The following is a 16,802-nucleotide window of genomic DNA, read 5'->3' as shown; positions in this document are numbered from 1 at the left end:
CTATGGAGGGGTTCCGATGTCAACAATAAAAACAGAGAAATATCAGCCATTAACAGAAATTTCAGCAATCAAACTTGTGAAAAAGCTAGGTCTTTTTGATGCCACAGAAGCACTGACTGCCCGTGAAATCGGTGACGGCAACTTAAATCTCGTCTTTCACATCATAAATGATCAAACGAATAAATCCATTATCGTCAAACAAGCACTTCCCTATGCAAAAGTTGTAGGCGAGAGCTGGCCTCTATCCTTGAACCGTGCCACGATTGAAAGCAATGCGCTCAAGCAATTCGGTGCATTTACCCCTGAACTCGTACCAGCTGTGTATTACCACGATGAAACGCTTGCTGTTACGGTCATGGAAAATCTGTCTCATTTAACGATTTCCCGCGCCGGACTTATTCAAGGAGAAAGTTATCCCCTGCTTTCACAGCATATCGGTTCTTTTCTAGGACATATTGCGTTCAAAACGTCGGATTTTGCCTTAAAGCCTCAGGATAAAAAAGAAGAAGTCGTCAAGTACAGCAATCCGGACTTATGCAATATTACGGAAGATTTAGTTTTTACAGATCCTTTTTTTGATATCGATACAAATGAATTTGAAGAAGCGCTGCGTCCTGATGTAGAAGAATTGTGGAACGATGGAGATGTAAAGCTACAAGCAGCAAGATTAAAATATAAATTTTTAACAAATGCCCAAACGCTAATTCACGGTGATTTACATACAGGAAGCATATTTGCTAGCAGTCAAGAAACGAAAGTGATTGATCCAGAGTTTGCTTTTTACGGTCCGTTTGGATTCGATTTAGGCCAATTTGTTGCGAATTTATTTTTAAATGCTCTTTCTCGAAAAACAGATCGCGAACCGTTATTTGCACACATTACGAACACATGGAACGTATTTAAAGATACCTTTACTGCGCTTTGGCATTCTGAAAACACTGAACCTTTCGCTAAAGATGAGCGCTTGTTACATGAAATTTTAACGCAAACGTGGCAAGATGCTGTTGGGTATGCAGGGTGTGAAATCATTCGACGTACGATTGGCTTAGCTCACGTGGCGGACTTAGACGAAATTTCTTCAGAGGAAAGAAAAATTAACGCTAAACGTACTGCGTTAAAAATTGGACGCTATTTACTTCTGCACCAACAAGACGTTTCACCAAATGAATTTGAACATTTACTTCGATAACGAATAATGTACACAATGAAAGGATCGGTATCAGCATGACAAATACACTATCACTTCCGCGCTCAGTGGAATGGAATGAATCATATATTACTTTATTAGATCAGCAGCAGCTTCCTGGCAAAGTTGAATATATTAAGCTGCAAACCATTAAAGACGTATGGGATGCTATCACTACCTTGAAAGTACGCGGAGCCCCTGCAATTGGCATTACGGCGGCTTTTGGTCTTGCTCTTTCTGCGCTTAGCTATGACACGGATTCAGTCAAGGAATTTAACAAAAAGCTAGCTCTAGATCAACAGTATTTAGCTAGTTCACGCCCGACTGCCGTCAATTTATTTTGGGCACTGGAGCGCGTAGCGAAAAGCGCTGAATCCGCTTCGTCCGTTAATGAAGCTAAAACAAAAGTTGTTCATGAAGCGATTCAAATTCAAGTAGAAGATGAAGAAACGTGCTACCGAATTGGAGATCATGCCCTTTCTTTATTTAAAAAGAAAGATAAAATCATGACAATATGTAATGCTGGTTCAATTGCTACAGCTTATTATGGAACAGCATTAGCACCTTTTCACTTGTCTAAGCAGCGCGATATTCCGCTTGAAGTATTTGCTTGTGAAACAAGACCCGTTCTTCAAGGTTCTCGCTTAACAGCATGGGAACTTCAGAAGTCGGGAGTAGACGTTACGCTGATTACGGATAATATGGCTGCTCATACCATTAAAACAAAAGGAATTAATGGGATCATTGTAGGTGCTGACCGCATTGCAGCAAATGGCGATACGGCTAACAAAATTGGAACGTATGGACTTGCTCTTTTAGCGAAAGCATTCGGTATTCCATTTTACGTAGCAGCGCCGCAGTCCACATTTGATTTATCTATTCAAGACGGAAGCAGCATCCCTATTGAAGAACGTTCACCTAAAGAAGTAACGCACATTGGAGATACGCAAATTGCTCCAGACGGAATCTCTGTGTACAATCCAGCTTTTGATGTGACGCCAAGCGAACTGATTACGGCCATTATTACAGAGCATGGAGTTATCCATTCCCCGTCTTTTGAATCCATTCAAAAAGTTTTGCTGCAATCTGCTCAATAACAAGAGGCTGGGACAAAAGTATTTTGTCCCACTGCAAAACGAACCACTAATCAACGTGTTGATTAGTGGTTCGTTTTTTTGTGATGGTAAATATCGTTTTATCTGTTTCGTTCCCTCTAGCAGTTGATTGGAGGGCAAGGTGAAGACTCCTGCAGGAAAAACCGAAGGGGTGAGACCCCGCAGGAGCGCAAGCGACGAGGAGGCTCAGCGGCCGCCCGCGGAAAGCGAAGTCTTGCACGGAAATCAACTGCGGTGTCACAAGCGGTTCAGTTCATGTATACGAGTTGTTCATCTTTAGATGACATTGATTTTGTTATGTCTCAACCTTTTTCATTAAACAGCGCTTTTTGGCTGCATTTGTAACACAATTGTAACAGTACTCTCTGCTTTTTCTACATATATTATAGGGGATTCTTTTTGAATAAGGAGGAGTAAAAATGAGTGCAGAGCAAAAAACGGATAAAAACAAAGCGTTGAATCGTAAGCAGCAATATCAGCTATTCGATTTATCCAAAGATGAAGAACTAAATTCCCTCCCTTCTCCTCAGCAAATTGACGGTGTTTTTGTGCAGGGAGAAGGCTGGAAATTAGACGGTGAATAGTTATTTTAACTCCAGAGCGCCTTTTGCTACATTTCTTTCAAGCATTAATAGTTTTTCTTTTATATGAGTTTGGGAACCTGCATAACCTGTTAAAGCTCCATTTTTACCAATAACACGGTGACAAGGTAAAATAATAGGCAGTGGATTTCGACGATTCGCTTGTCCCACAGCCCTTACGGCTTTAGAGCGATTAACAGACTCCGCTACATCACTATAAGACCACGTTTGTCCATAAGGTATACCTTTAAGCGTTAACCACACTTCTTTTTGAAAGTCTGTTCCTTTTATATCCAAAGGCACATCAAATGTTAGCGTGCGCCCTTCAGCATAATCCTGAAGCTGCCGCTTCGCTTCTTTCACAAGGTGATAATTCTCGTCATGGACAAGTTTTTTAAGCTGCTCGTTGTGATCATCACTATCAAACCAAATATGTTGAACCCCTTTTTCCGAGGCTACAATATAAATTTTCAAATCAGAAAATAAGTTCATTTCTCCATAGTACATACTCGCTTATCCTTTCTAATTAGGCTGGAAGAATAACACGAAAAGCTGTTCCTTCTCCTATTTTGCTTTCCACTTCAATTCGCCCTTTATGTTCTTCGATAATTTTATATGAGACCATCAAACCGAGCCCCGTTCCTTTTTCTTTTGTCGTATAAAATGGCTCTCCTAAGCGCTTGATGCGCTCTTCGGGCATTCCGTCTCCTTGATCTCGAATGGAGACCGTCACGTAGTGCGGCTCTGTAGAATAGACTTCAACAAAAATTCTTCCCCCGTTTGACGTGACTTCAATTGCATTTTTAATTACATTTATTAGTACTTGTTTAATTTGGTTCGGCTCGCAGTATACCATTGGCAGCTGAGGGGACACACTTAGTTCAAACTGAATATTTTCTAAAAGCGCTTGAGCATTTAATAAATCAATCGTTTCTTTAACAACCGCAGCTAGATTTTTCTTTTCGAACTTTACGGCCTGTGGCTTAGCGAGTACTAGAAACTCTGTAATAATAGTTTCGATTCTTTTTAATTCGGATTTAATAATATCAAAATAAAGAGAGTGATCTTCTTGAATGCTGCTTTCTAGCAGCTGAACAAACCCTTTTAAAGCCGTCATCGGGTTGCGGATTTCATGCGCAATCCCAGCTGCTAACTGTCCGACTACTTGAAGCGTATCCGATTTCCGAATCTGCTCCTGCATTTGATTTCGTTCCGTTACGTCTCTTAAAAGCGTCATATATAGACCTGGCAAGATATCTTTTTTCGTAGAGAATTCGATATTTTTAACTTTTTCGTTCCCCGTAACGTACGTAATCTCTCCTTCAGCTTCCCCTTTTTGCTCAATTGTTTCTTTATGCTCAATGACCGCATCTAAATTCGCTGAAGAAATAAAATCCTCCATGGAATGCGCACAAATCTCCTCTTTGCTGAGTTCGAGAATATCACAAAGAGAAGAATTCACATCAATAATATTTCGCTTGCCGTCCCATAAAACTAACCCATCGATCGAACCATTAAAAATCTGTCTGAATTTCTCTTCGTTATTCCGAAGCTCTTGTTCGATTTTTGTACGTTCACTAATGTTTCGAAAAATGGTTAAATGGTCTCCTTCTATAATGCCTTTTTTCCCCGTGAATTCCAACTGTTTGATTTCTCCATTTGGCATGTAAAAAGGAAGCTGATTGCGAATTTCTCCTTCTTTTTGAAATGTTTGCAGCATTTTTAATGCACTAAAGCTTTGCTTATCGATAAACGTATACAAATTACTTCCAATCAATTTGTTCAACGGCAGCTCAAAAGTACGGGACGAAGCAAGATTAGCGTTTAAGATTTCCCCATCGTCTTTCCAAATCAAAATGGCTTCAATCGCATTTTCAAAAATAGCCCTGAAATTTTTTTCGCTTCTCAACAGCTGCTGCTCCATCAGCCGTTTTTCCGTCACGTCTCTCATAATGGACATATAGTATTGACTGTATATATTAGCCGTTGTGGTAAATTCAAAAAAAGTAACGTCTCCATTTTCGAGCTTAATCGGCAGCTCACCGCTTGTCTTTCCTTCTTGATGCAGAGTTCTCCATAATTTTTTCACTTTATAATGATAAGTAGGTTCTACAAGCTCCTCTAACGTTTTGGTTAAAAGCTGTGCTCTTGTATAATTTAATCGCTCGCAAAATGAAGGGTTCGCGTCGATAAGCTGACCAGTTCGATCAAAAATAACAATTCCATCTACCGCTTCATTAAATACATCCATAAACATATGATGACTAATAAACCTTTCATTTTCCATCATCTTGTGCTGCGTAATATCTCGAAATGTACACACAATAATGCCCGACATGTGACTATGTTTGTGTGAAGTAAATTCAACATGTTTCATCATGCCGCTTTGAAGCGTCATCGCGCCTTCATATTTGAAATAGCTTTCTTCTAAAAGCGCTGGATAGTACGCTTCAATCATGTCATACGGAAAATACATGAGAAAATCTTTCATTTGATACGTTAATAGCTCATCCTTTGTTTTTTCAAACAGCCCGCAGGCTGATTCATTGGCATTTATAACTTGAAAATACTCATCAAATACGACAATGGCATCTAATACGTCATTAAAAATAGCTCGTAGCTGCTCTAATTCACCTTGCTGCTTTTGCGCAGCTTCAGATGTTAATTCTCTGTGTGGTGACATGCTCATTGCTCCTTTCTTTTGCACTTCCCATTTCCCCACCTTTTATCTATAGACTTAGTATTCTACAAGATTTGCTTTTTACCTTTTTAAAATTAGTCACGTTTATTCAAAATGCGACATTTCTTCACATTCTCCCGTTATTTAAAAAAGGAGCATGAATAAAAGAGGCTGGGACATAACAAAATGAAACCTATGCTCAACATAACAAAGAAAACGAACCGTGAATCAACATGTTTGATTCACGGTTCGTTTTTCACTTCGGCTAAAATACGTTTTCCCCAGTCTCTATCGATCATTCACTACAATATAAGTGGCTTGAATAGGTCCATGCACGCCAACGACTAGATTCATTTCAATATCAGCTGAATTGCTCGGTCCCGTAATAAAGTTAATGCAAGAAGCAATCGTTTCTCCTCGCTCTACTTTTTCATGAATCATTTCAGCAGCTTGTGTCATGCGAGGGACAATGGAGCTTTGAGGAATGATCGCAATATAAGTGGCCGGCAGCAAACTGACCGATCGTCCTTTTGCAGCGCTGCTGAACAAAACAACTGTGCCGGATTCCGCTAGCGTCAAATCACTGAATGTGATGCCTACATTTGCTTGTTCAGCTAGTTTAATATTCTCATCGCCTTTTGCAGAATTCCATACATGAAGGCTACTGCTTGTTTCCCATTTCTCCATCAGCAGATTCAATCCATATTCGGAAAACCTAGGATCATCCCACGTGCTCACAAGACCATTTCCATAGTTCGCTACGGCTTCCTCAAGGACAGCTGGCAAGTGTTGTGATGATGTTTCTACATAGCGAGTATGAATACGTTCGCAATGGTTTTCAAGCTCTTTCTTTAATTGATCTGGCGAATAGCTGCGGTAGACCTCATGCTGAGGAGCATGCTTCCATTGGGGCTTTACTACGCCGCTTGTTCGCCTGCTTCGCTTAAGATTAGCCGCAATATTGTCTAAAAAACTGTCTCTATTTTGAATGCTTCCGTTCATCATCATCACTCCTTTTATCAAACCAATCTCGTAAGCGCTCTTTTGTAGGCGCCGGAAACTCTCTGCTTTCCGTCCACGCTTTTAATGGACCAGGCCCTTTGGAAATACTGCTTCCTGACATAAAAGGAGTAAGAGCTGCCGGTGCTACTTTAGCGCCCACTGTATATAGAGAAGAAGAAGCTGCTCCCAAGCCAAATGCTTTCATCGCCAGCTTTTCCGAAATAGGTGCTTTTCCTTCTTTCTCGACAATTCGCTGACGGTGCTTGTGTAATAGCTCATGCAGCGGAATTTTGACCGGACAGGCATCCGTACAGGCTGCGCATAGAGTTGAAGCATATGGAAGCTCTTTGTAGTCTTCATAGCCTCCAAGCAAAGGGGATAATACAGCTCCAATCGGACCTGAATAAATAGATCCATATGAATGCCCTCCAATATGGCGATACACGGGACATACATTCACACATGCCGCACAGCGAATACACTGTAAAACAGATTGAAACTCAGTTCCTAAAATCGCAGATCGTCCGTTATCTACAATCACTAGGTGAAATTCTTCCGGTCCGTCTACTTCTCCTGGAAGTCTAGGTCCTGTAAGCGCTGTTACGTAACTTGTAAGCCGCTGACCTACTGCACTTCTAGTTAACAGGCTTACCAACACTTCAAACTCTTCAAACGTTGGCACAATTCGTTCCATTCCCATAACCGTAATTTGCGTTTTAGGAAGGGCAGTTGTTAACCTTGCATTTCCTTCATTGGTTACAAGTGAAATAGACCCAGATTCTGCAATCGCAAAATTACATCCCGTGATACCAATATCAGCTGATAAAAATTCTTTTCGCAGCATTTCCCGGGCGTGAAGAGCTAGTTCTTCAGGTTTTTCCGTTTTTTTATAAGAAAGCTTTTCCTGAAATACATCTCTAATTTGTTCTTTATTTTTATGAAGTGCAGGAGCTACGATATGAGAAGGCGGATCGTGATCATCTACTTGCAGGATATATTCTCCTAAATCCGTTTCAATAACTTCACAGCCCAGTTCTTCTAAAGCAGCGTTCATATGAATTTCTTCTGTAACCATTGACTTGGATTTAACGACTTTCTTTGCCTGCTTTTGCCTCGCTACATTTTTTATGTACTCATTCGCTTCTTCAGCTGTTTGAGCGAAAAAAACGTGGCCTCCGCGTTTAGCTACATTATCCGTGAGCTGCTCTAAATAGTAATCTAAATTTTCAAGCGTATGCTGACGAATTTCTTCGCCAAGCGCTCTCCATTCTTCCCAGTTCCCTAATTCTTCCGCCGCATCTAATCTACGGCTTCTTAAGCGCTCTTGAGCACCTGAAACCGCAAAGCGCATAAACGCATTATTGACTCCGTCATCGACGCGTTTTTTAAACTGATCGTTTCCTATTTTCATAGACATTCGGTATTCTCCTTTCTTTACATTCTGCTATTTAACACTTCAGCGATATGCATCACTTTTACAGGCTGTCCTTTTCGTTCAATTCTTCCTCCAATATTCATAAGACAGCCGCAGTCAGCTCCAATTAAGTACTCCGCGTTTGTTTTAGCTATACAGCCCACTTTTTCATCGACCATTTGTTCAGAGATTTGCCCCATCTTAACCGAAAACGTCCCGCCAAATCCGCAGCAGTTATGACTGTTTTCAAGATTCTCCATTTCAAGACCCTTTACATTGTTTAATAGTGTAAAAGGTTCTTTTTTTACGTTTAGCAAACGCGTCATATGACAGGAAGAATGATAAGTAGCTTTCCCATTTAAGCTGGCTCCCACGTCTTCTACTTTTAAAACGTTTACAATAAAATCCGTTAGCTCATACGTTTTATCAGCAAGCTTCACGGCAGACTCATGCCATGCAGCATCACCTTTAAAAAGATGGGGATACTCTTTAAACATTGTCACACACGAGCCTGATGGAGATACAACGTACTCTGCATGCTCAAACGCTTTTATCATGTTTTTCATTGCTTCTTTTGATTCTTTTACGTAACCGCTGTTATACGCAGGCTGCCCGCAGCATACTTGACTCTTTGGAAAATCCACTTCGCATCCTAATCGTTCTAACAATTCTACCGTCGCTTTTCCTACATTTGTTTGAAACATATCAATCAAACATGTGGCAAATAAAGATACTTTCATCATTTGCTCCCTCCAAGCTGATCATTTTACTTCTTTTAGTTAACAGGTCATCAGATGACTTAATGCTATTATACTCCTATGTTTTTCTAATTTCACTAGTTTTTCAAAAATACATTTCTTTGTTTGATATTTTTCCCACAAAATAATAAGAAATTGAGACACGTGAAACCTACGTTTGCCCTATTATTAAAAAAATCCAAACGAATTTGATTCTCCATCAAGAATCAAAACCGTTCGGATCTTCCTTCAACTAAACTACGTTTGTCTCAGCTTCTTACTTATTTATTTCCAAAAATCATCAAACACTGTGATTGGCAATTGGCGTTTATGCTGCGTTTTTAAGAAGTGACCTTCAATGACGTTACTTGCATGTTCACCTACATCTTTGCCTTCTAAATAATCGTCGATTTGCTCATACGTTACGCCAAGCGCTTCTTCATCCGGAAGCTGTGGACGATCTTCTTCCAAATCAGCCGTTGGTTTTTTCATATATAGATGCTCGGGACAGCCTAATTCTTTTAGCATTTGTTTCCCTTGTCGCTTGTTTAGACGGAAGATAGGCACTAAGTCAGCTCCTCCGTCACCAAATTTTGTATAAAATCCTGTAACAGCTTCAGCGGAGTGATCCGTTCCAAGTACGACTCCACTGTACATGCCTGCTACCGTATATTGCGCAATCATTCGTTCACGTGCTTTTACATTTCCTTTGTTGAAGTCGGAAACTTTATCATCTGCCGCTTCTTCAACAGCAGAAAGCATCGCATCTACTGCTGGTTTTACATTAATAGAAATAGATTTTGTTGGTTGAATAAAAGCAAGTGCATCTTGACAGTCTGCTTCATCTGCCTGCACACCGTATGGAAGACGAACAGCAATAAACTGATAGCGCTCTTCTTCGGCTTCTTCATTCAACTCATTAACCGCTAGCTGCGCCAGCTTTCCAGTTAACGTAGAATCTTGGCCGCCGGAAATACCTAGTACAAACGAACGTAAAAAAGGATATTTGTTCATGTAGGATTTCAGAAAATCAACGCTGCGGCGAATTTCTTCCGCGGGATTAATTTCTTTTTTCACATGCATTTCTTCAATAATTTGCCTTTGTAGCTCTTTCATAAAAAAACTCTCCTCTCATTACTAGCTGACGGAATCTACACAAGTACGGTATCAGATAGTAACTTGCTTCTAGTCTCTTCGATATTTTGCATTTTGTTATCCCAGCAGTTTGTACTTAAGTCTACTGGGTACTCTGTAGGACGAAATACATCTTCGTTCGATTTTGTAATAACTTTGTAGTCATCCCATAGATGCTTTAAGTTTTGTAAGCAGTAGGCTCTCATTTCTTCAATGGTAGGCTGCTCATACACAAGCTTTCCCTGTGCAAAGATTGGCTGGTGAATTTTACGTGCGTTAAAGTTCGTGACAAACTTGCTGACGTGCGTATGAATAGGATGAAACATTTTTAAATGCTGCTCTTCATTCGGCACTTCGTCTTGCATCGTAATATAATCGCCTTCCCATTTGTGATTCACTTGATTTACAATTCGATATACTTCTTTTAGACCAGGAGTTGAAATTTTCTCGGGGTTTTCTGACAGCTTAATCGTATCCACCATGTTTCCATGATCATCTTCAATCGAAACCAGCTTGTACACCGCTCCTAGCGCCGGCTGATCAAAGGACGTCATGAGCTTTGTTCCAACTCCCCATCCATCAATTTTGGCACCTTGCGCTTTCAAATCTAGAATGCTGTACTCATCAAGGTCATTCGAAGCGAAAATTTTCACATCATGATAGCCCGCTTCATCAAGCATTTTTCTTGCCTCTTGAGAAAGATATGGAAGTCTTCCGCTGTCTAATCGAATACCGATAAAATTAATTCGTTCTCCCATTTCTTTTGCTACTTTAATAGCATTTGGAATACCTGATTTTAACGTATTATATGTATCTACTAAAAAGATACAGTTACGGTGTGATTCGGCATATTTTTTAAACGCACTATATTCATCACGATAGACTTGAACAAGCGCGTGGGCGTGAGTGCCGGACACAGGAATTCCAAAAACTTTTCCCGCTCTTACATTACTGGTTGCGTCAAAGCCTCCAATATAAGCAGCTCTTGCCCCGTAAAAAGCAGCATCCAGCTCATGTGCTCTTCTTGAACCAAATTCCATAAGCTGATTTGTACCCGTATGTTCATATAAATTATCTTCTCCCGCGGCTAAGCGAATACGCGATGCTTTTGTGGCAATCAGCGGATGGAAATTTAAAATATTTAAAAGCGGCGTTTCAATAAGCTGCGCTTCTGCTAAAGGAGCGTCAATTTGCAGCATCGGTTCATTAGCAAAAATCATTTCGCCTTCTACGACCGAACGAATATTACCGCTAAATCGAACCTGTTTTAGATAGTCGATAAACTCCGCTTCATAATGTAATTCTTCATATAAATAATCTAAGTCCGTTTCGCTAAATCTGAAATTAGCAATAAAATCAATTACTCTTTCTAGCCCGGCAAACACCGCATAACCGCTTTCAAACGGCATCCGACGAAAGTAAGCTTCAAATACAGAACGACGTTTATGAATCTGGTCTTGAAAATACGTATGCGCCATATTCAGCTCGTATAGATCTGTATGCAAAGCTAGACTATCATCTCTATATTGCTTTTTCATACTTTGTAACCCTCCATTTGACAATCCTAGTTTCTATTATGTAAATCTTTTCACAATAGAGCAAGCATAAATTATCGGAAGGTGCTTGAATTTTAGTTTTTCTGTTGTTTAGAGCGCACTTTTCTGCCTGAAATGGCGTTATTTTTCTTCCGGTATGTATTTCATTAGTACATGTTCAACATTATCAAGGTGACTCATCATAAAATACTGAGCATCTTCTGCATGCTGAGAAAGAATAGCTTCATAAATTTGCTGATGCTCTTTATAAATCCGTTCAGCCGTTTTCTCTTCTGCATAAAGCCAGATGCGTCTTGTCTCTTTCATCGTTTCAATCATCATTTCTGATACGTTATTCATAAGCTTCACTAAAAGAGGGTTTTGTGAGGCTTTGGCAATGGCTAAATGAAAAGCAAAATCTGCTTTCTCTCCCAGTTCTTCATTGCCAAACGCTCCTTTCATTTGTTCCAGACTATTAGACAGCTGTTTAAGGTCCGCATCCGTTCTCTTTTGAGCTGCCGCTCGAACAGCTCCAATTTCCAATACTTTTCTCACTTCAAGCAAATGCTCAATATCGTTTTTATTCATTAATACAGCGCTAGTTACAGGCAAAGACAGCATGTCTGAGTTAAATTCGCGTACAAATGTGCCTTCCCCTTGCTTCATCTCCAGAAGCCCCATCGCTCGCAAAGCGCTAAGAGCTTCACGAATAGCTGAGCGTCCTACCTGAAAGTTTTCCGCCAGCTGCTGCACTGAATCCAAACGGTCTCCAGGCTTCAAGCTGCCTTCTTTTATATTCTCAAGAAGCGTTTCGGCTACTTCTTCGTATATTTTTTTTGGCTTAATTCGCTTATATTCCACGTTTTCCACCTCATTTTTTTCGTTCACCAAGGTTCATATTAACCGAGACTCTTTCTTCTTTTACGTTTCTGTTACATTTTACCGAAATCTTTTCCCCGCCACAACAAAAGTGCAAAGGTATTTATACTTTATTTCTCAAATGTGCTAAAATAGTAAATTGATTTCATATTACGAGTTAAAAGGAGCTTTTTGAATGAACATTGTTGTCAGTACATTGAATGCGAAGTATATTCATACTTCTTTAGCCCTTCGATGTTTAAAAGCCTATGCCGAGCCTGACTATAAAGTGGATATGGCCGAATATACGATTAAAGATCCTGCTATGAACATTGTCACAGATTTATATAAACGCAACCCAGATATTATTGGTTTCAGCTGTTACATTTGGAATATTGAAGAAACGATTAAAGTCGCACAAATGCTTAAAAAGATCAATCCCGAGCTCATCATTATATTCGGTGGACCAGAAGTAACCTATGATGTAACTCACTGGCTAGAGCGTATTCCTGAAGCTGACTTTATCGCTATTGGTGAAGGTGAAGAAACATTTAAGCAGCTGTTAGATGAACTTCACGGCGAGCGTCAGTTTGAAAACGTAAGCGGCGTGGCTTTCCGAAAAGAAGGAAAACCAGTTGTTAACCCACAGCGCAATAAAATTGATCTGCGCGAAATGCCTTCTCCTTTCCGTTTTGAAGAAGACCGCCAAGAACTTTCAAAACGCGTTGTGTATATTGAAACAAGCCGCGGCTGTCCATTTAGCTGTCAGTTCTGTCTCTCTTCTATTGAAGTAGGCGTTCGTTATTTCGACCGAGAAAAAGTAAAGGAAGATATTCGCTATTTGATGGATAACGGAGCGCGCACAATTAAGTTCGTAGACCGCACGTTCAACATCAGCCGCAGCTACGCCATGGAAATGTTCCAATTTTTAATTGATGAACATCGTGAAGGTACCGTATTTCAGTTTGAAATTACTGCCGATATTATGCGCCCAGAAGTTATTCAGTTCTTAAACGATAACGCGCCAAAAGGATTATTCCGCTTTGAAATTGGCGTTCAATCTACCAACGATGCCGTTAATGAACTAGTCAAACGCAAACAAAACTTCAAGAAATTAACGCGCACCGTAACAATGGTAAAAGAAGGTGGAAAGATTGATCAGCATTTGGATTTAATCGCGGGTCTGCCAGACGAAGATTACAACTCATTTAAAAATACGTTTAATGATGTATTTGCACTTCGTCCTGAAGAGCTTCAGCTAGGCTTTTTAAAAATGCTTCGCGGCACTGGCTTACGTTTAAGTGCGCCTCGCTATAATTATCAATACATGGATCAGTCGCCTTATGAAATTTTAAGCAATAACGTCTTGCCATTTTCAGATGTCGTACGCATCAAGCATGTAGAAGATATTTTAGAAAAGTTTTGGAATGACCACCGAATGGATGAAACAATCGAATTTTTAGTAGAACACTGCTATGATACGCCTTTTGATTTCTTCCAAAACTTTGGGACGTATTGGGATGAAATGGGCTGGGTTCGAATTGGTCATCAGCTTGAAGATTTATTCAGACGCCTTAACCAGTATATTCAAACAGAAAGTTTTTCAAATGAAGACGTGATTGAAGGGTTTATGAAAATTGATTATTTACAAAACCAAAAGCATAAACCTCGTAAGCCTTGGTGGGACGATAAAGTAGAAAAACAAGTCCGTTCTCATTACTATCAGCAAATGCTTGCTAATCCTTCTATCATGGGACAGGCTTTTGAAGCTGAACAGCTTGTTGAAAAAGAATTATACAAGCACACTGTTTTAGAGATTCTTCCATTTGATTATATGTATTATAAACAAACGGGACACATCAATGAACAACCATCTGTTCTTCTTGCTTATTATGATCAAAAAGCAAATGATACAAAACTTTATTCAGCACCTGTAGAAGCATTTGGTCTTCCAGTTGTAAGCTAAAACCTCGGATATCCGAGGTTTTTTTTTAGCATTCTTTTTTCTTTTCATGCTCTTTATCAGACTTTGTCTTTCCAAGGGATTCATATATTTTAGCTGCGTTCGGATCGCCCATTTCCGTTCCAAACTCTTCTTGGAGTAATTGTTTTTGTTTTGCTTCGGTGCTCGCGATGTGCTTATTATTTTGTTTATGTTTGCTCATCGTTACTTACCTTGCTTTCCTTTTTTAGAATTGCGATTCGCGCCTTTAGCCGGCTCCTCGCCGCCAGCATATTCAGCAGAAAATTCTGCATCTGAAAGGCTCTCTTTTGGTGTATTGTTGTTAGTTAGTGCTGATTTGTATCCTACTTTACGCTTTGCCATCATGTATCCCTCCTATGCTTGGAAGTCCATTGAACTTCCTTTTCTTAGAATGCGCCTTTTGCTAAGCAATATAAGCAGAAAAAGCTGTAAAAAAGCGGTTGAAACATAACAAAATTACTTTACTCTAAATACGAACAACTAGGATAAATGCCTTGAACCGCTTGTGAGACCGCTGTTGATTTCCGTGCAAGGCTTCGCTTTCCGCGGGCGGTCGATAAGCTTCGCCCTCCCATCAACAGCTAGAAGCAGCTACATGAAACCTACGTTCACCATCATAATAAAAAAACCCGAACGAGTTGGATTCTTAATCAAGAAACAAACTCGTTCAGATCTTCCTTCAACTAACATATTTTTGTCCCAGCCTCTTTTATCCAATAATGATACGTTCTTTCGGATAGTGATAATCCGGTCCAGACGTTGGACGGCGAAGCATTAAGATAAATGAAAACATGCCAATTCGGCCAATGAACATTAAAACCATAATAACGCATTTTCCGATATCAGAAAGCCCTCCTGTAATGCCCATTGATAAACCGGTTGTCCCAAAAGCTGAACACACTTCAAAAATAAGCTCAATGAGAGAAAAATGTTCTGTAATACTTAAAATAAGAAGAGAAATCGAGCAAATGATCACAGCTAACATCGACACGGCTACTGATTTGATAATGTCATCTTCATGAATTTCGCGGCGAAAGATTTTAATCGTCTTATTTCCTCTTACGTAATAAAACAGGAAAAGAATATTTAATGCAAACGTCGTTGTACGAATTCCTCCTCCTACTGAGCTCGGTGAAGCACCGATAAACATCATCGCGCTCATCATAATTAACGTAGGAAGTGAAAACTCATTAATATTCATGGTCGCCACTCCTCCGCTCCTTGTAGCAGCGGATTGGAAAAACGCATAAAAGAACGATTCATCCCAAGACTTATCTGCTAAAAACCCTGAATGCTCTAGCACAAGAATTAAAATTGTTCCCCCTGCTAACAGCAGAAAAAACATAATGGTCGTTAGCTTCGTAAATAGAGAAAATTGAAATTTACGCTTATCTTTAAATGTTAAAAAATAGTGCTTAATCTCAATTAACACAGGGAATCCAATCGCTCCAAGCGTAATTAAAATAACAGTTACCACTTGTACAAAATAATCATGGGCATACGGAATAAATGAAGATCCTGTAATATCGAAGCCGGCATTTGTTGTAGCGCTGACAGAAGCAAAGAAACCATGCAGAAACGCATCTGTCCAGCTCGAATAGTAACGGAGAAAATGTAATCCTAAAATAATGGCGCCAACTAGTTCAATAGCAAAAATAATAAATAAAATGTTTCTCATCAAGTCAACTAATCCTGATAAACGGGATTGGTTATGATCTGTCATAATGAGCTGACGTTCCTTCAAACCAATTTTTTTACCTAAAATCATCCAAATGAATGTACTGAGTGTCATCACGCCAATACCACCGATTTGAAAGATAAAAGCGAGCAAAAAATAGCCCGTCGTACTAAATGTATCCGGAGTAGAAACAGGTGTCAGCCCTGTTACACTTACCGCACTAACGGCAATAAATAAGCGATCAATAAATGCTAACTTCACTCCCGGCTTTAAAGCTTCTGGAATACTAAGCAATAGAAATCCAAGCGTAACAGCCACTATGTAAAATGTAACAATAATTTGAGCTGAAGACATCTGCCTTACTCGTCGTTTCCATGGTTGCGGCATAATCTGACATTCCTTTTTTTGTTATAATACTAATAGTTTTCTTCTTTCTTCCCAAAGCATACTCATTGTTACACGAATCGCAATATCCATGTAAAAAATCCCATGTTCAAGAAGGTGACTACATTAGTATAAAAGAAGTCACCTCACTTGTCATTAGATATCATAAATCCAAGCAGCCGCATAAAGAACCTTCACTCAATATTGTCTGTTTATACAAAAAAACGAGGTCGAGACATAATTAAATTAATCTAATCTAATCTAAAGACAAATAAATGGGCTACATGAGCTCGTATGGACACTGGAGACACCGCTGTTGATTTTCGTGCAAGACTTCGCTTTCCGCGGGCGACCGCTGAGCCTCCTCGTCGCTTACGCTCCTGCGGGGTCTCACCTGTTCCGCTTTCCCCGCAGGAGTCTTCGCCTTGCCCTCCAATCACCAGCTAGAAGCAACTGCATACTTGAATCCTGCGTTCACCATAACAAAAAAACGAACCACTGATATCAATGGTTC

General features: G+C 39.8%; 17 protein-coding genes. 5 read left to right on the top strand and 12 right to left on the bottom strand.

Annotated elements, in window-relative coordinates:
• Positions 1 to 16: 16 nt before the first annotated feature.
• The 4 genes from mtnK (at position 17) to ACNHOZ_RS15220 (ending at position 2,885) form a co-directional block, all read left to right on the top strand.
• Positions 17 to 1,189 (top strand): S-methyl-5-thioribose kinase, encoded by a 1,173-nt coding sequence (gene mtnK, locus ACNHOZ_RS15235; RefSeq protein WP_048020333.1) that lies wholly within the window; start codon positions 17 to 19, stop codon positions 1,187 to 1,189.
• 35 nt (positions 1,190 to 1,224) lie between these two features.
• The gene (gene mtnA, locus ACNHOZ_RS15230; protein WP_048020331.1) at positions 1,225 to 2,283 is read left to right on the top strand and encodes an S-methyl-5-thioribose-1-phosphate isomerase; all 1,059 of its coding nucleotides are present in this window, start codon (positions 1,225 to 1,227) and stop codon (positions 2,281 to 2,283) included.
• Between the two features lie 123 nt (positions 2,284 to 2,406).
• On the top strand, positions 2,407 to 2,646 hold the full coding sequence (locus ACNHOZ_RS15225; RefSeq protein WP_080968643.1) for a hypothetical protein: 240 nt from the start codon (positions 2,407 to 2,409) through the stop codon (positions 2,644 to 2,646).
• 74 nt (positions 2,647 to 2,720) lie between these two features.
• Positions 2,721 to 2,885 (top strand): hypothetical protein, encoded by a 165-nt coding sequence (locus ACNHOZ_RS15220; protein WP_014461081.1) that lies wholly within the window; start codon positions 2,721 to 2,723, stop codon positions 2,883 to 2,885.
• On the opposite strand, the gene ACNHOZ_RS15215 is transcribed toward ACNHOZ_RS15220, so the two are convergent.
• The 8 genes from ACNHOZ_RS15215 to ACNHOZ_RS15180 all read right to left on the bottom strand — a co-directional run bounded on the left by ACNHOZ_RS15215 (position 2,886) and on the right by ACNHOZ_RS15180 (position 12,245).
• On the bottom strand, positions 2,886 to 3,389 hold the full coding sequence (locus ACNHOZ_RS15215) for a methylated-DNA--[protein]-cysteine S-methyltransferase (RefSeq protein WP_028414173.1): 504 nt from the start codon (positions 3,387 to 3,389) through the stop codon (positions 2,886 to 2,888).
• A gap of 19 nt (positions 3,390 to 3,408) precedes the next feature.
• Entirely contained in the window at positions 3,409 to 5,565 is a 2,157-nt protein-coding gene (locus ACNHOZ_RS15210; protein ID WP_205826955.1) for a PAS domain S-box protein, read from the bottom strand.
• A 285-nt stretch (positions 5,566 to 5,850) separates the two neighbouring features.
• Positions 5,851 to 6,564, bottom strand: coding sequence for a LutC/YkgG family protein (locus tag ACNHOZ_RS15205; RefSeq protein ID WP_028414175.1), 714 nt, complete (start codon positions 6,562 to 6,564; stop codon positions 5,851 to 5,853).
• Complete coding sequence (locus tag ACNHOZ_RS15200) at positions 6,542 to 7,981, bottom strand: LutB/LldF family L-lactate oxidation iron-sulfur protein (RefSeq protein ID WP_028414176.1); 1,440 nt, start codon at positions 7,979 to 7,981, stop codon at positions 6,542 to 6,544. The genes ACNHOZ_RS15205 and ACNHOZ_RS15200 overlap by 23 nt, the downstream gene beginning before the upstream one ends.
• A gap of 17 nt (positions 7,982 to 7,998) precedes the next feature.
• On the bottom strand, positions 7,999 to 8,718 hold the full coding sequence (locus ACNHOZ_RS15195) for a (Fe-S)-binding protein (protein ID WP_028414177.1): 720 nt from the start codon (positions 8,716 to 8,718) through the stop codon (positions 7,999 to 8,001).
• Between the two features lie 282 nt (positions 8,719 to 9,000).
• Entirely contained in the window at positions 9,001 to 9,831 is an 831-nt protein-coding gene (gene nadE / locus ACNHOZ_RS15190; RefSeq protein WP_048020327.1) for an ammonia-dependent NAD(+) synthetase, read from the bottom strand.
• A gap of 35 nt (positions 9,832 to 9,866) precedes the next feature.
• A complete protein-coding gene (locus ACNHOZ_RS15185) occupies positions 9,867 to 11,387 on the bottom strand; it encodes a nicotinate phosphoribosyltransferase (RefSeq protein ID WP_033578365.1) in 1,521 nt (506 codons plus the stop codon).
• Between the two features lie 138 nt (positions 11,388 to 11,525).
• Positions 11,526 to 12,245, bottom strand: a complete 720-nt coding sequence (locus ACNHOZ_RS15180) for a FadR/GntR family transcriptional regulator (RefSeq protein ID WP_048020324.1) — start codon at positions 12,243 to 12,245, stop codon at positions 11,526 to 11,528.
• A 193-nt stretch (positions 12,246 to 12,438) separates the two neighbouring features.
• Here ACNHOZ_RS15180 and ACNHOZ_RS15175 point away from each other — a divergent pair, with 193 nt between their 5' ends.
• Positions 12,439 to 14,208: a B12-binding domain-containing radical SAM protein gene (locus ACNHOZ_RS15175; protein ID WP_048020322.1), complete on the top strand. Its 1,770-nt coding sequence runs from the start codon at positions 12,439 to 12,441 to the stop codon at positions 14,206 to 14,208.
• A 25-nt stretch (positions 14,209 to 14,233) separates the two neighbouring features.
• Here the strand turns inward: ACNHOZ_RS15175 and ACNHOZ_RS15170 are convergent, their stop codons facing one another.
• The 4 genes from ACNHOZ_RS15170 to ACNHOZ_RS15155 form a co-directional block, all read right to left on the bottom strand.
• On the bottom strand, positions 14,234 to 14,407 hold the full coding sequence (locus ACNHOZ_RS15170) for a hypothetical protein (RefSeq protein ID WP_014461091.1): 174 nt from the start codon (positions 14,405 to 14,407) through the stop codon (positions 14,234 to 14,236).
• A 2-nt stretch (positions 14,408 to 14,409) separates the two neighbouring features.
• Positions 14,410 to 14,568, bottom strand: coding sequence for a hypothetical protein (locus ACNHOZ_RS15165; RefSeq protein ID WP_028407876.1), 159 nt, complete (start codon positions 14,566 to 14,568; stop codon positions 14,410 to 14,412).
• A 367-nt stretch (positions 14,569 to 14,935) separates the two neighbouring features.
• Positions 14,936 to 16,291, bottom strand: a complete 1,356-nt coding sequence (locus ACNHOZ_RS15160; protein ID WP_048020320.1) for a TrkH family potassium uptake protein — start codon at positions 16,289 to 16,291, stop codon at positions 14,936 to 14,938.
• Positions 16,292 to 16,539: 248 nt separating this feature from the next.
• On the bottom strand, positions 16,540 to 16,728 hold the full coding sequence (locus ACNHOZ_RS15155; RefSeq protein WP_080968642.1) for a hypothetical protein: 189 nt from the start codon (positions 16,726 to 16,728) through the stop codon (positions 16,540 to 16,542).
• Positions 16,729 to 16,802 lie beyond the last annotated feature (74 nt).

Source organism: Priestia sp. D51 (assembly GCF_053345675.1).
The sequence above is the reverse complement of the archived record's forward strand: the minus strand, read 5'-3'. Positions and strand labels throughout refer to the sequence as shown.

Coding starts and splice junctions, on each gene's coding strand:
- ACNHOZ_RS15210 (WP_205826955.1), bottom strand. CDS start 5,565: ATGTCACCACACAGAGAATTAACATCTGAAGCTGCGCAAAAGCAGCAA.
- ACNHOZ_RS15215 (WP_028414173.1), bottom strand. CDS start 3,389: ATGTACTATGGAGAAATGAACTTATTTTCTGATTTGAAAATTTATATT.
- ACNHOZ_RS15170 (WP_014461091.1), bottom strand. CDS start 14,407: ATGAGCAAACATAAACAAAATAATAAGCACATCGCGAGCACCGAAGCA.
- ACNHOZ_RS15185 (WP_033578365.1), bottom strand. CDS start 11,387: ATGAAAAAGCAATATAGAGATGATAGTCTAGCTTTGCATACAGATCTA.
- ACNHOZ_RS15205 (WP_028414175.1), bottom strand. CDS start 6,564: ATGAACGGAAGCATTCAAAATAGAGACAGTTTTTTAGACAATATTGCG.
- ACNHOZ_RS15160 (WP_048020320.1), bottom strand. CDS start 16,291: ATGCCGCAACCATGGAAACGACGAGTAAGGCAGATGTCTTCAGCTCAA.
- mtnA (WP_048020331.1), top strand. CDS start 1,225: ATGACAAATACACTATCACTTCCGCGCTCAGTGGAATGGAATGAATCA.
- ACNHOZ_RS15165 (WP_028407876.1), bottom strand. CDS start 14,568: ATGGCAAAGCGTAAAGTAGGATACAAATCAGCACTAACTAACAACAAT.
- ACNHOZ_RS15175 (WP_048020322.1), top strand. CDS start 12,439: ATGAACATTGTTGTCAGTACATTGAATGCGAAGTATATTCATACTTCT.
- ACNHOZ_RS15220 (WP_014461081.1), top strand. CDS start 2,721: ATGAGTGCAGAGCAAAAAACGGATAAAAACAAAGCGTTGAATCGTAAG.
- mtnK (WP_048020333.1), top strand. CDS start 17: ATGTCAACAATAAAAACAGAGAAATATCAGCCATTAACAGAAATTTCA.
- ACNHOZ_RS15200 (WP_028414176.1), bottom strand. CDS start 7,981: ATGTCTATGAAAATAGGAAACGATCAGTTTAAAAAACGCGTCGATGAC.
- ACNHOZ_RS15195 (WP_028414177.1), bottom strand. CDS start 8,718: ATGAAAGTATCTTTATTTGCCACATGTTTGATTGATATGTTTCAAACA.
- nadE (WP_048020327.1), bottom strand. CDS start 9,831: ATGAAAGAGCTACAAAGGCAAATTATTGAAGAAATGCATGTGAAAAAA.